At 44.8% G+C, this 13,281-nt stretch carries 11 protein-coding genes, 2 tRNA genes and 1 pseudogene; 5 read left to right on the top strand and 9 right to left on the bottom strand.

All coding sequences use genetic code 11. From position 1 onward, the window contains the following. Window positions 1-378 precede the first annotated feature (378 nt). Window positions 379-1,290: an HtaA domain-containing protein gene (locus tag UL82_RS03135; RefSeq protein WP_046438977.1), complete on the top strand. Its 912-nt coding sequence runs from the start codon at window positions 379-381 to the stop codon at window positions 1,288-1,290. Between the two features lie 138 nt (window positions 1,291-1,428). On the opposite strand, the gene UL82_RS03140 is transcribed toward UL82_RS03135, so the two are convergent. The 3 genes from UL82_RS03140 to UL82_RS03150 all read right to left on the bottom strand — a co-directional run bounded on the left by UL82_RS03140 (window position 1,429) and on the right by UL82_RS03150 (window position 3,560). After that, window positions 1,429-1,902: an Ltp family lipoprotein gene (locus UL82_RS03140; RefSeq protein WP_052735853.1), complete on the bottom strand. Its 474-nt coding sequence runs from the start codon at window positions 1,900-1,902 to the stop codon at window positions 1,429-1,431. A 529-nt stretch (window positions 1,903-2,431) separates the two neighbouring features. After that, complete coding sequence (locus UL82_RS11320; protein ID WP_232009508.1) at window positions 2,432-2,671, bottom strand: hypothetical protein; 240 nt, start codon at window positions 2,669-2,671, stop codon at window positions 2,432-2,434. Between the two features lie 816 nt (window positions 2,672-3,487). Next, window positions 3,488-3,560: transfer RNA gene (locus UL82_RS03150), tRNA-Lys, on the bottom strand. 485 nt (window positions 3,561-4,045) lie between these two features. On the opposite strand from UL82_RS03150, the gene UL82_RS03155 reads away from it, so the two are divergent. Beyond that, window positions 4,046-5,221 (top strand): L,D-transpeptidase, encoded by a 1,176-nt coding sequence (locus UL82_RS03155; protein ID WP_046438978.1) that lies wholly within the window; start codon window positions 4,046-4,048, stop codon window positions 5,219-5,221. 110 nt (window positions 5,222-5,331) lie between these two features. Here UL82_RS03155 and UL82_RS03160 read toward each other — a convergent pair whose 3' ends face one another. The 6 genes from UL82_RS03160 to pdxR form a co-directional block, all read right to left on the bottom strand. Next, window positions 5,332-6,162, bottom strand: a complete 831-nt coding sequence (locus UL82_RS03160; RefSeq protein WP_046438979.1) for a dihydrodipicolinate synthase family protein — start codon at window positions 6,160-6,162, stop codon at window positions 5,332-5,334. Window positions 6,163-6,216: 54 nt separating this feature from the next. After that, window positions 6,217-6,945 (bottom strand): queuosine precursor transporter, encoded by a 729-nt coding sequence (locus tag UL82_RS03165; RefSeq protein ID WP_046438980.1) that lies wholly within the window; start codon window positions 6,943-6,945, stop codon window positions 6,217-6,219. A gap of 142 nt (window positions 6,946-7,087) precedes the next feature. Beyond that, window positions 7,088-7,160, bottom strand: a tRNA-His gene (locus UL82_RS03170). A 47-nt stretch (window positions 7,161-7,207) separates the two neighbouring features. Then, window positions 7,208-7,849 (bottom strand): oligoribonuclease, encoded by a 642-nt coding sequence (gene orn, locus UL82_RS03175; protein WP_046438981.1) that lies wholly within the window; start codon window positions 7,847-7,849, stop codon window positions 7,208-7,210. A 2-nt stretch (window positions 7,850-7,851) separates the two neighbouring features. Then, entirely contained in the window at window positions 7,852-8,652 is an 801-nt protein-coding gene (gene cmrA, locus UL82_RS03180) for a mycolate reductase (RefSeq protein ID WP_046438982.1), read from the bottom strand. Window positions 8,653-8,693: 41 nt separating this feature from the next. Next, entirely contained in the window at window positions 8,694-10,064 is a 1,371-nt protein-coding gene (pdxR, locus tag UL82_RS03185) for a MocR-like pyridoxine biosynthesis transcription factor PdxR (protein ID WP_046438983.1), read from the bottom strand. A gap of 98 nt (window positions 10,065-10,162) precedes the next feature. Between pdxR and pdxS the strand changes: the two genes are divergently transcribed. The 3 genes and pseudogenes from pdxS to UL82_RS03200 all read left to right on the top strand — a co-directional run. After that, the gene (gene pdxS / locus UL82_RS03190; RefSeq protein ID WP_083966496.1) at window positions 10,163-11,104 is read left to right on the top strand and encodes a pyridoxal 5'-phosphate synthase lyase subunit PdxS; all 942 of its coding nucleotides are present in this window, start codon (window positions 10,163-10,165) and stop codon (window positions 11,102-11,104) included. Beyond that, the gene (pdxT, locus tag UL82_RS03195) at window positions 11,105-11,668 is read left to right on the top strand and encodes a pyridoxal 5'-phosphate synthase glutaminase subunit PdxT (RefSeq protein ID WP_046438984.1); all 564 of its coding nucleotides are present in this window, start codon (window positions 11,105-11,107) and stop codon (window positions 11,666-11,668) included. A 453-nt stretch (window positions 11,669-12,121) separates the two neighbouring features. Further along, window positions 12,122-13,258 (top strand): annotated as a pseudogene (locus UL82_RS03200) (dihydrolipoyl dehydrogenase family protein); the annotation flags it as partial. Window positions 13,259-13,281 lie beyond the last annotated feature (23 nt).

Consider the following 13,281-nt stretch of genomic DNA (forward strand, 5'->3'; position numbering starts at 1 on the left):
TAATGTGTAGGGAATCACGTGTATTTCTTGGATTCTTAAAGCTGAGGAAGCTTGTTGAGAAAAAGTTGAAATTTCTAGTTTTGCCTCCTAAACTTTTTGCACCAATATTGCTATCCCTTACCGCCACGGTAATTTTCTTGGAATGGTATGCGCAATTTTTTCTATAATCTACCCACATTAATGGGGTAGCCTTACCATATTTATCTTCAATTTTATTCTGATTGAAAACACCCTTTGTCCGGCGGTTGATGGTCGTATGGGGCGGTCTTCTCTATTTTGAGGTGGGGTAATACTTATGGTGTTAGTGGTCACTAAATTGACAGTGGGTGTAAGGTTTGCTTTGCCTTATCAGAAATTCTTGAAGGATAGGATTCTCTCATGTTGAAAAGACTCGCTGTATCTATGGTGGCAGTAGTAGGAGCTGCTGGAATATCAGTTCCACAGACCATGGCTGCTGAGGTTGATACTGTTTCTGAGCCAGTTGCTGCTAAAGAATGTTCCCTCCAGGTAGAAAGCGGTACCTTGAAGTGGGGTATCAAACAATCTTGGCGTAACTACATTAAAGGAAGAATTGCTAATGGTAAATGGGAAACTTCTGGTGCGGTAACAGAAGGTACGGGTGAAAATACAGGTAAAGATTTCCAGTACAGCTTTACCGTAGATCCAAGCAACACCACCATTACCGTTAAAGACGGCAAGATCGTAAGCTCTGAGATTAGAACCAAAGAATCATCTATCGTCTTCACTGGGCATAAGGAAGCACTCTATAGCGAGGTTAAGTCTCCTATGGTAAAAACTTCTGGAAGTACTATCGATGCAGGTAGTGGCTATGTGGGCTACTATGTTCCTGGTAAAAATATGGCTGAATACACAAAAGCTGATCGAACCGAGGCTAATAAAAAGCAAGGGGAGGGCTTCTTCTCTCAAGGAAGTGTTTCAGAAGCAAAATTAAGCGGTGACACACTTACCCTTAAGGGTAGGAGCTTGCAGTACACTCCTCAGCCAGGAACCAATAATAAAGAAGTCGATGGAGTCGATGTCCTCTTCATGGGTAATTACACCAAAGGCACTCCAGTTGACGATGTTGATATTGAACTTAAGGTAAAGAACACCTGTGGTGATATCGACGGCACCATTAACCCTGATAATGGTGGTGCTTGGTCTGGTTCCTCCTCGAACATCTGGGGCATTCTTTTAGGTATTGCTGGCGTGTCTGCAGTAGTAGCCGCTTTGTTCCATGCCGTGATGAACTTTGGTCTCTTGCAGCATTTGCCTTTTGGTCGTCGTTAAGCACGAGAGATAAATTCAGCCCCCTTGTGCTACCAAACGTGGTGGTAAAGGGGGCTTTTTGCGTATTCACCGCCGATACGGGTTTTATTTTAGCGGTGAGCACTGCGATGTGTAGTTTAAAAGTGCTTAGCTAGAGTTTTAGCCTAGGCTGGCTACACCAAAGCGAGCATCTTCCGGAGTGAACTTCTCGGAAATTAGCTTGTCGTAAATGTCATCATTAGATAATGCTGCATCGGCATCCTTATAAGCCCTAGCCTGCTTAACTGCCTGATCTTCCCAATCGATATCTGCTTCATCAAGGGCGTATCGAATGTCCTCTTCAGGGAATCCCTCATATTGGAGTTGATCGCGCAGCCCTTCATAGGAGAATCCTACTGGTCCGTTGAGGTAACGCTGAGTATTTTCCAGGGCTTTTTTCTGGCCTGGGTTTGCGTCGTCGTCAATGTCAACATCATCTGTCATCCGGATCTCTGTGTTGCTCATCGCTGCGGAAGAGTTTGCAGCGGCATTATTAGCAGGAGTATTACTGCTGCTTTGGTTGCTACCGGTGCACGCTGTTGCGGTGATAGAAATAGCGGCGATACAACCGACGATTTTGACGTACTTGTTCATCTGTTGAGTCCTTCCGTAGAGGTTAACCCGAAGTGGAGGGTACTTCGGGTGCTCCACCCTACCATATGATGATTGGTTAGGCTTGTATCAGTTTTTTATAAAACAAATAAGTTGCGGCTCAGACTGGCAAGGTGCTAGCGAGAGGTATTGGGATAGAAGTAACGGCGGGACTACTTAGATACGGGGACTATTTAGATGCATCGGTTAATGATGGGCTTTGAGTAGAATCTTTGTTTGATGTGGCTTTTTCATCGGGGGGGGAGTTACATTGGACTCGTCATGCGGTGCCTCAGTAATGTCATTTTTTGATTGATACCACGGTGGAACGGGTTTTGGAGCTGCCTTTTTTGAGTTTTTCTGGGTGGGTGTTCCTTGGTGGTTCCTAGGTTGTGGCTAGTACTTGTGCGTGTTGAAAACTAACACCGAGTAGGAAGCCGATATCTCGATAGAGGAGGTTTTGGGCGGCTAGTTTACGGACTGCTTGGCGCATGAGTGTGGTGTTTCTTGTGCTTGTTTGGCCTGCTGGCTTCTAAAGCTTCTTCGCTGATGCGTTTGGCAGGTTTAGTATGTCGTCGTCGATTAGTTCGATGTTGATGATTGCATTTTCTGGGTTGTCTGTGAGTTTAGGGAAAAGTTCTAGTGCATCTCGTACCATATCTGGGATTTGGTCGAGGCGGCGGGTTTGGGTGAGAACTCCGGGGTCTTCTTTGATCTGAACGACCCGCCAGCCCTCGTCGCGTTCGGTGAGGGCGGTAAAGGTGTTGGTCATTATTTGATTCCTATAAAAATTAATTGTTTTTGTTTTTCCTACAACTTTTTACTACAAAAGCGATCCTATGGATGCTGAGGAAACAGCTGCGATAAGAGGTAGGTAAAAATGATAAGTAATAAATATATTTACTTCATATTGCTATGGGTGTGAGAACAGCATCTTTCAAGTTAGGTAAACCTATATAACACCTCCTAGATGTTTTTCTAGGAGTTATTTTTGTGTTTGAGTGTCGAACTTAACGTGAATCATGTGTTGTCTTTATTAACTAATCGATGCGTGAACATTATTGAAAAAGGTAATGGGAAAAGCGTATAGGTAAAACCTCGAGACCGATGCCTATATTTTCAGTGCCTAATATAGGTTCTAGTTGGCTGCCCGGTACAACTATTTCTGAGAAGCCCTAGATGCAGATTTGAGTTACCGACCAAATTATAAACAGGGTTAGAAAAAGCGGAGTGATTTCATTTATGACCTGCAGTTTCTGTGTGCCGACGTTTTAGAATATTTAATTTATCGTTACTGAATTGGGCTATACAAGTCTTGATCTGAGGAAGTTAGCGATTGAGGGTAATAATCTTTCGCGACTGTGGTTTGGGGTGCCTTAACGGGATTGTGCGTTGGGGATTTTTGTGTTTTATTCTGGGTTTTGTTGCTCAAATTCCACGACATTTCCACGACATTTCCACGACATTTCCACGACATTTCCACGACAAAAGATAGGAAAAGACGGCAAAAACGGCGATAGGCAGCAATAGAGGAAAATGCAAAAACCCTTGTTAACCTGAGAAATACTCGTTAACAAGGATTAAAAAGTACGCCATCAGGGACTCGAACCCCGAACCCACTGATTAAGAGTCAGTTGCTCTACCAATTGAGCTAATGGCGCAGTGTTTTCATGCGAATAGTTTAGGAATCCGCTTGGCAACGAAGAAAAATATAACGTATCTGTCTGTATAAAGTAAAATCAGCAGGTTAATAAGTATTTTTCAATATTTTACCTAAGATTTCTAGTGCAATCCTGGTAATCTCTTTTTAGAGATTATGTGAAGATGTGTGTAAAAGGCGGGGAGCGTTTGTGGCTATAAGAAAATTTTAATATTGTTTTGGGATTTCTTGAATCCCTTTCTACGTTGAGCTACTGGCTAGTTTGGGCACTGCTGGGAAACCTGATCTGGTTTTATTTATAACGGCTTGCTTTACATTTATGCATGAAAAAGGGCGGCAGATAGCTAACTTTTTAGTTACGAAATAGTGTTCCTGAGGTGCGCAGGGTGACGCTTATTTTAAGAAAGTTTTAGAATGTTGGAGTGCGTTAAATGAGAATGCATTCTGTATCGGTCGATATACGCGAAAAGTGCGTTGAGGAAGGTTATGCTCGTGGCTTTACGATGGGTGCGAGGGAGCGTCATTATTGTTTCTCTTTCTTTGGCAATGGTTTCGTGCACGATTGACCGCGTAAATCAAACAGACCAATCAGCAGAAACTACCGGCTCGGTTGCTGAGGCACTTCTTGCTCCCGTCGTTAGTGTGACAAATGGTGCAACAGAGGTGAATCCTTCGCAACTGGTTTTGGTGAAGTCTTTAGATAAAGGCTTGAGTTCGGTCACTATGACAAATGAAGAAGGCAAGGTTATCGAATCTGCATTGGCAGACGATGCTATGAGCTGGTCAACTACAGAAACGCTTGGGTATAACCGCACCTATACTATCGAGGCTCTGGATAAAAATGGTGAAAAGACTACCACCACTTTCCAGACCATTGCTGCAACTGCCACTGATGCAGTAGCTCTGAGTCCATTGCCAGATTCTACGGTAGGTATTGGTCAAGTAATTGGCTTCCAATTCGATTATCTGGTTGAGGATCGCCAGCGTATTCAGAATGCTATTAAGGTTACTACCAGCCCGCAGGTAGAGGGCGCATTTTATTGGGTAAGTCCTTATGAGGTGCGTTGGCGTCCAGCACAATATTGGCAACCTGGCACTACTGTTAGCGTAGAAGCAAATATTTTTGGTGTAGAGATCACCAAGGGTGTTTATGGTAAAGAGAACAATTCTACGAACTTTACTATTGGTGATCGGGTAGAAGCTGTTGTTGATGATGCCACTAAACAGATGAGTGTGTACAAAAATGGTGACCTACTCAAAACTATGCCGGTATCCTTGGGCTCAAATCAGAACCCAACGCCGAATGGCGTTTATATTATTGGTGATCAATATGAATCTTTAGTCATGGATTCTACTACTTATGGCTTGGCATTGGATGCAGGTGGGTACCGTACTGATGTTAAATATGCGACCCAAATGTCTTATTCCGGGATTTATGTTCACGCCGCACCCTGGTCGGTAGGTTCGCAAGGGGTTGCCAATGTGTCCCATGGCTGTATTAATGTCACTACTGAAAATGCTAAATGGTTTCAGGATGTAGTCAAGCGTGGTGATATTGTGACGGTACAAAATACCATTGGCGGTGTTTTATCTGGTGTGGATGGTTTAGGCGATTGGAATATTGATTGGGAAACCTGGAAAGCCGGAAACACTAGTTTTTAGGTTGAATACCGTCTTATTGCGTTACGACGATTAAAAACGGGCGGCTACTGCTTAAAGAGTAGCTGCCCGTTTTGGCGTCGATAAGCAAAAGTAGTGGCAGTGAAATTGCCCTAGTACATGCCAAGTGGTGATCGGCAGACTCCCATAGGGATTTCTTCATGCCGGGTAATATGGTCTTTAATTGCTGGAAGCGGGGAGTCACTAAAAATCCGGTGAATAAGCGGCTGGATTTCTTTATTAAGCTCGTCTTTTTCCGGCAAGTCCTTTTTTAGTGCCTCAAACCACGCTTTGGTTTGGTGTGGGGCTAGATTGCCCACAATTGAGGATAAACCGTTGTACCCATCGGCAATGCGAGTAGGTAAGTCGATCTCCCCGCCGGCAAAATAAAGTGGTTTAAAAGGAGCTAACCGGGTGTTGAGCTCAGCAATTTTAGGTGCTCCACCAGGATCTTTAATCCCAATTACGTCGGGAAGTAAACAGAGTCTAGCTAGCGTTTCAGCGTTAGCATCAAAGCCGGTGCGCACTGGATTATTGTAAATAATCGCTGGCTTATTGGCTGCTGTAAGAATTGCTGAAGCATAGCGCAGTGCTTCATCCTGAGTGGGGCGAATATATGGTGGAAAACCAAGTAAAACTGCGTCAATATGAGGTGATTGAGCAATCCGTTGAGCCACAGTCAGCGCATTATGAAGGCGAATGTCAGCGATGCCAAAAATAATTTGTGTATTTTCGACAAAAGGATGCTTATCGATGGCATCAATGAGTGCGATTTTTTCTGCTACCTCTAGGCAATGTTGTTCTCCGGTAGAGCCACACAGCAGTACAGATTCCACCCCCTGTGAAAGGCAGAAATCTGCATGTGCCAGAGTTGCTTCGATATTTAGAGACTCATCTTCGTAAAAAGCGGTAGGCAGTGCGATGTGAAACTTGGCATCGATCATGGTTTAAAAATTCTATAGTTTGAGTGTAAGCAATACTTTTTGTAGCAGTATCACTTATATGGTTTCTACGCCAGTACTAGGCAGTACATGGTAATCCTCGCGATTTTTTACCCATTTAATAACTTGGGTAGTAATTGGAAGCAGGAGTACCTCAATAAGTGTTTTCCATAAAAAACCAACCACAACATAGTTAATAAATGCTGCTGTGGAATTAATGCCAATAACAGAAGCTGCAATAGCGCAGAAAATAAGTGTGTCGCCAAATTCACCAACAACCGTCGAAGCAATAAGGCGAAGTGATAGTTTTTTCTCTCCACTGCGACGCTTCATGGTAGTAAGCATCCAAGCATTAAGCAGCTGACCGACTAAATAGCCAGCTAAAGAAGCAGCAACAATTTGCGGTACTAGCCCCAAGGTGGCGGCAAAGGCTTCTTGGCCAGTATAGAAATCGGCGGCAGGAAGCCAAATAGCAATGCCAAAAGTAATAACAGTGAGCAGTGCCATGGAGAATCCTGTATAAATGGCATGCCGAGTAGATTTAAAACCATAGCACTCGGCAAGAACATCGCCGACAATATAAGCAAGTGGGAAGAGGAAGAAAGCGCCGTCAGTAATGAGTGGACCGAGTTGGACGCCTTTTGTCGCGTTGATATTGGAAAGAATAAATGTGACGACAAACAACACGACCAACCATGGGTACAAGGAATTTTGTACCGGGATGAATCGGATGCTCTCGCCACGGTGATTATTAACCGTGGTTGCGGTTGCCGATTTTTTAGACATGGTCAATATTGTTACACACAATATTTGTGTTTTCGATTTGCTCAGCTGGAAGTACAACACTGCTGGGTAAAATGTTGTGCCTACTAGCTCTTAATACGGAAAACCCCTGGCCTTAAAAGTTAAGACCAGGGGCTATTCTAGGGGTGGCTGACGGGGCTCGAACCCGCGACACCTAGGATCACAACCTAGTGCTCTACCAGCTGAACTACAGCCACCATCACTGCTTAAGCAGCGAAAACCATATTAGCTTAACTTAGAATAATTACAAAAACTGCTGGTAAGAAGCGATGGCGCAAGCTTTAGCAGCAGCGCAATCCTCAGCTGTTGGCTCGGCAATCAACATAGCTTGACGGTAATAGGCAAGCTCACGAATACTTTCAATGATATCGGCCAATGCTCGGTGAGCAAGACCTTTTTCGGGTTGATGATAATAAACCTGTGGCTGCCACCTTCGAGCCAACTCTTTTAAGGAGCTAACATCTACCATTCGGTAGTGCAATGCTTGATCTAGGCGAGGCATATATTCGCGGATAAAAGACCGATCGGTAGCAATTGAATTGCCCGCTAACGGTGCTGGATGCGCTGGATCACAATGTTTTTCAATAAGTGCCAGAACAGCATCTTCGGCTTCCTGAAGAGCTAGAGAGCTAGCACGTATTTCGTCGATAAGCCCAGAAGAAGTATGCATATCGGTAACAAAATTATCCATTTCAGCAAGTTCTTCTTCGCTGACATGAATAACTAAGTCAAGGCCTTCGCCAATAATATTAAGATCGGCATCGGTAACTACGGCAGCTATTTCTACGATGCGGTGACGATGAATATCAAGCCCGGTCATCTCCAGATCAATCCAGACCAAACGATCATTTTTGGCTGTGTTTTTCTCAGTGTTTGTCTCGGTCATTTTTATCCCATCTTTTTATAAAACCAACCCATGACCGGAGAAAGTACGGCGGTTGGGGCAACAGCTGAAATAACGTTCATAGCTTTAGATAACGGCCCTGGAACTACGCGGCGCTGATTTCTTGCCATGGCAGCAAGGGTTTCAGCGGAGCATGATTCGTAGGTAGTCCATAAGAAATCAGGTACTGCCTTATCAACTACCGATTGCTTATCAGCAGGTGTAACTGCTTCCCGCACAGGGCCTGGTGCGAGCAGAGTACAACTTACGCCAGTTTTTTTCAGTTCGTAGTGCAGTGCTTCAGTAAAGGAATTGACTCCGGCTTTGGTGAACACATAGGTAGCATTATTAGGAATTGGTACATTGCCAGCGGCAGAACCAACATTACAAATAGCGCCTTCTTTACGTTCGATCATTCCCGGAAGTACTGCATGAGTTAATTCAAAAACTGCACGAGCATTAAGTTCAAATTGCATGGACTCATATGTCCAGTCCTGATTAATAAAAGGTCCGAAGCTAGCAATACCAGCAGAATTAACCAAAATATTAATTTCTCGCTTGTTAATGGCTTCGATAAGTTCACCACGTTGCTCAGCATCAGCTAAATCACAAGGGAAAACTTCGACCGTAACTTTGTAATCTTGTTCCAATTGTTGGGCTAAATCAGAAAGAATATCTTGCCGACGCGCCACCAAGATAAGGTGATAGCCCATTTTTGCTAGATCTTTAGCCATTGCCATGCCAATACCTTGACTCGCACCGGTGATTAGCGCGCGAGAATCAGCGCGGGGGATAGGTAATGACATATTAAGGCTCCTTAGCTAGGGGATCTTTATCTGTGCTCATCTTAGCCGGTTACCGCATCTCGGATAGCTTCCAGTGCGCGCGTTAAGGTGAGATCGTCGTGAAGCCCAAAACCAAAGACAATTCCATCAACGCGCTCTTTGAAATTAGTACCACCCCAATAGTCTTCCAGCGCAGTGAGCTGAAAACCTGCTTGTGCACAATAGTTAATTACGTGTTGACTATTGCACAGCAACACAGCATGCAAACCGCCACTAATAGGTAATAACGTGGTGTTTTCTAATGATCCTAAAAGTGAAACCACCATATCCCTGCGGCGGCGGTAAATTCTGCGGAGCCGTTGGGTGCGCCGTCGTAATGCTCCTTGGTGAAGATAATAGGAAAGTGCACGCTGTGTAATTGCTGATACTGGTTGGCCTAGTGTTTGTCGGTGGGTAGAAAGTTGTTGCAGCAATAACGGCGGAACAATAATAAAACCACACGATAATCCAGGGCTTAGTAGTGTGGAAAAGGTACCAAGCAAAATAGTGCGTTCAGGAGCAATCGTAGCTAAAGAGGGAAGCGGTTGACCGGTATAACGCAGCTCGGAGTCGAAATCATCTTCTACCAGCCACGTATTTGTACGTGCTGCCCATTGTGCTAACTGTGTGCGAGTTTGTGCGCTAAGACTACCGCCTTGTGGATACTGGTGGCTTGGGGTCAGTACTGCAACATCAATATGTGGATCAAGCTTATCGACGTCAATCCCTTGCCTCGTGGTGGGGATATCAATAATTTTGTGTCCTAATGCATAAGGTATTCCGCGTAACCCTGGATATCCAGGTGATTCTAATCCCACAATTGTGTTTCTACCTAGGCAAGTTAGGATGAGCGAAAGCCCCTCTCTAGCTCCGGCGGTAATGATGACTTGGGCGGGATCAATAAGTACCCCACGCATGTGACGGACATGTTCTGCTATCTCGTAGCGCAGTTGATTATCGCCAAGTAATGGACACGTGCTGGGATCAGTAGCAGCTTCCCGCCAAGCGCTACGCCACGAGGAATCAACAATTTTTGTGATGTCTGGCATTCCCGGCGAAAGCGAAATGAGCGTATTTTTGGGATTTTCAGGAATCGTTGAGATAGGTGTAGTACCTGGGGTAACACTTAAAAGTTGCGGATTAATCTGACTACCCGAACCATGCGCGGTAATGATGTATCCTTCGGCTAGAAGTTGGTCATAAGCAGTGACAACACTGCCTCGCGAAACACCTAATTGTGCTGCTAGAGACCGTGAAGAAGGCAGATGATCGCCGGGGCTAAGCAAACCTTGAGTAACTAAGCCGCGTATTTGTTCACAAATTTGTGCAGGAATACGTAGCGGACTTTCTGGGAAATAAACAATCGGAAGTTCGGCAACAAGATCAGGGCGCATGATGCGAGTATGACACAAAACAATTTAAAGTGGACTAGTGCAATTGCCTATAGTTTGGATCTTTTATGAACCACTTTTTCTTTGGCAGCATAGTTGGCATGACTCAAGACACTTTTTCTACTGATTTTTATGCCTCTTCTACCAGTGCGGTTTCTTCTGGTGCTACTGCAACCACTCAAGTCCGACGTGGACTAGCTGAAATGCTTAAAAATGGTGTCATTATGGATGTGGTGACACCTGAGCAAGCCAAAATTGCCGAAGACGCAGGTGCTAGTGCTGTGATGGCCTTGGAACGAGTACCCGCTGATATTCGCGCTCAAGGTGGTGTAGCACGTATGAGCGATCCCGATCTGATTGAAGGAATTGTTAATGCCGTATCTATCCCGGTTATGGCAAAAGCTCGCATTGGTCACTTTGTGGAGGCACAGATTTTAGCCGAACTAGGCGTTGATTTTATCGATGAATCTGAGGTGCTCAGTCCTGCTGATTACACACACCACATCAATAAATGGGATTTTGAGGTGCCTTTTGTTTGCGGTGCTACCAATTTAGGGGAAGCTTTGCGACGTATTACCGAAGGCGCTGCTATGATTCGCTCCAAAGGCGAAGCTGGCACCGGTGATGTTTCTGAAGCTGTTCGCCATTTGCGTACTATCCGCGGTGAAATAAACAAGCTAAGCAGCATGGCAGAAGAAGAGCTTTTTGTCGCAGCAAAAGAAATCGGTGCCCCCTATGATTTAGTTGCCGAAGTAGCTCATACCAAAAAATTACCAGTACCACTTTTTGTTGCCGGCGGGGTAGCAACACCTGCTGACGCAGCCTTGGTACGACAAATGGGAGCTGAAGGCGTTTTTGTTGGTTCCGGAATTTTTAAATCTGGTAACCCAGTTGCCCGTGCCGCAGCAATTGTTAAAGCAGCAACGCTTTTCGACGATCCACGCAGCCTGGCTGAAATCAGTCGTGGCCTTGGCGAAGCCATGGTGGGAATCAATGTTGCTGATGTTGCTGTTCCACACCGACTCGCTCAGCGTGGTTGGTAAATGCTTATTGGCATTCTTGGCCTACAAGGTGGAATTGAAGAACATGAACATATATTCCATCGACTATCGGTATCAACGCACCGGGTACGTACCCCAGCTGATCTAGCTGGACTAGACGGGCTTGTTCTTCCGGGTGGTGAATCTAGTGTGATGGCAAAACTTGCTGAACAACTAGGACTTTTTAATCCACTACAAAAACTAATTAACGACGGACTACCGGTATTTGCTACCTGTGCTGGGTTAATTTTGCTTGCTACTAAGCTGGATAATCCGGCACCAGGGCAGAAAAATTTGGCGGTGGTGGATATGGTGGTGCGTCGAAACGCTTTTGGTAATCAACGCAATTCTTTTGAGCACGATCTTGAGGTGTTAGGGGTAACCATGCGACCTACCTTTATTCGGGCACCGGAGGTAATCAGTGTTGGTGCCGGGATAGATGTTATTGCCAAGATAGACGGCAGAATTGTTGGAGTAAAGCAGGACAAAATATTGGGTTTAAGTTTCCATCCAGAGCAAGTAGGAGATTATCGGCTGCACCAGTTATGGCTCGAAGAAATCCTCTAGTGATACCTATTTGTTTATAGCTAAAACAAATGTAATGCCACATTGAAAATTACTAGCGCAGTACAACCAGATAAATACCAAATAAATACTGTGTTTGATAAGGCAATAGTCGAAAAATATCGGCTAAACATATGTGATTATTTATGCCGCTGCACATATGTGATTATTTATGCCGCTGCACATATGTGATTATTTATGCCGCTGCCTTAATTTTTAACAAATTGAGAAGTATAAGACATAGAAAACAAGTTTTAATTGCTGTCAGAAGATTTTTTATACCAGGATTTTTTAAGATGCGTGTTTTCTGTAGCAGAAATAAGCAGCTTGTCTTTCTGTGGGACTTAATTAAACAAAGAGGTAATAATGGAACATTTTGATTTGCTTGTTGTTGGTGGCGGTAAAGCCGGTAAATCCCTAGCTATGGCTCAAGCTAAAAAGGGCTAGAATCTGGCTATGGTGGAGCGTCAGTACGTTGGCGGAACCTGTATTAATGTCGCTTGTATTCCAACAAAATCCTTAGTTGCATCTGCGCGGTGGATTCGTGACGCGCGAACCGACTCTCTTTTTGGGGTATCCGGTACCCAAGACGCAACGATAAACCTTAGTGCCTTGCGTGCACATAAAGAAGGCATTGTCGACGCAATGGTGGATGCACATGAAAAAATGTTTTCTGCACCTGGTCTTGATTTCATTCGGGGTGAAGCACAATTTATTGCTGATAAAACCGTGGAAGTAGCTACTGAAGACGGGAATAGTCGCACCATTACCGCTGATCGAATTCTAGTAAACCTGGGATCGCGCCCATTGCTTCCACCAATCGACGGACTAGCAGACTCCGGTGCCTGGACTTCTGAAGATATTTTAAGGTTAGAAAGAATTCCAGAAACCCTCACCATTATTGGGGGCGGGTATATTGGTGTCGAATTTGCCCAAATCATGGCGGATTTTGGCAGCAAAGTTACCCTGATTGCAGACACTGAGCATATTTTTCCGCGAGAAGATGCTGATGCAGCTGCTGAGGTTGCCGCGGGTCTGAAAGATTCCGGCGTACAAATTTTATATTCTGTGCGTGCTGAAAAAGTTACCGGACACGTTGGCGAAGCTGCTGATTCAGTATCAGTACATTTAAGTGATGGAACGCAGGTACATTCTGCTGCACTCCTTGTGGCCACAGGGCGAGTCCCCAATACAGATCAAGTTGGCCTCGAAGCGGCAGGAATCGACGTAGATGATCGTGGGATGATTATCGTTGATCAGTATCAGCGTACCAGTGCAGATGGTGTGTGGGCAGCCGGGGATAGTGCAGATACACCAATGTTTACTCATGCCTCCTGGCATGATTTCCGAGTTATCCGAGCTCAATTCGATGACGAAGACACACAGTTTAGGTCAACCACTGGTAGGAACATTCCTTATGCAGTGTTTACCGCTGTGGAATTAGCACGCATTGGTCTTTCAGAAAAAGAAGCTGTTGAATCTGGATTAGCGGTGCGCATAGCAAAAATACCGGCTAATGCTATCCCTAGGGCAAAGGCAATGCGCGTTCAGCATGGTTTATGGAAGGCTATCGTCGATGAGCATACTGACAAAATTCTCGGCGTGAACTTGGTTGG

Source organism: Corynebacterium kutscheri (genome assembly GCF_000980835.1).
Lineage (GTDB): Bacteria > Actinomycetota > Actinomycetes > Mycobacteriales > Mycobacteriaceae > Corynebacterium > Corynebacterium kutscheri.

What these genes read in the sequence shown, in the direction of transcription:
- pdxS (WP_083966496.1), top strand. Translation starts at nt 10,163, where the DNA reads ATGACTCAAGACACTTTTTCTACTGATTTTTATGCCTCTTCTACCAGT.
- UL82_RS03140 (WP_052735853.1), bottom strand. Translation starts at nt 1,902, where the DNA reads ATGAACAAGTACGTCAAAATCGTCGGTTGTATCGCCGCTATTTCTATC.
- cmrA (WP_046438982.1), bottom strand. Translation starts at nt 8,652, where the DNA reads ATGTCATTACCTATCCCCCGCGCTGATTCTCGCGCGCTAATCACCGGT.
- orn (WP_046438981.1), bottom strand. Translation starts at nt 7,849, where the DNA reads ATGACCGAGACAAACACTGAGAAAAACACAGCCAAAAATGATCGTTTG.
- UL82_RS03155 (WP_046438978.1), top strand. Translation starts at nt 4,046, where the DNA reads ATGCTCGTGGCTTTACGATGGGTGCGAGGGAGCGTCATTATTGTTTCT.
- pdxR (WP_046438983.1), bottom strand. Translation starts at nt 10,064, where the DNA reads ATGCGCCCTGATCTTGTTGCCGAACTTCCGATTGTTTATTTCCCAGAA.
- UL82_RS03160 (WP_046438979.1), bottom strand. Translation starts at nt 6,162, where the DNA reads ATGATCGATGCCAAGTTTCACATCGCACTGCCTACCGCTTTTTACGAA.
- UL82_RS03165 (WP_046438980.1), bottom strand. Translation starts at nt 6,945, where the DNA reads ATGTCTAAAAAATCGGCAACCGCAACCACGGTTAATAATCACCGTGGC.
- UL82_RS03135 (WP_046438977.1), top strand. Translation starts at nt 379, where the DNA reads ATGTTGAAAAGACTCGCTGTATCTATGGTGGCAGTAGTAGGAGCTGCT.
- UL82_RS11320 (WP_232009508.1), bottom strand. Translation starts at nt 2,671, where the DNA reads ATGACCAACACCTTTACCGCCCTCACCGAACGCGACGAGGGCTGGCGG.
- pdxT (WP_046438984.1), top strand. Translation starts at nt 11,105, where the DNA reads ATGCTTATTGGCATTCTTGGCCTACAAGGTGGAATTGAAGAACATGAA.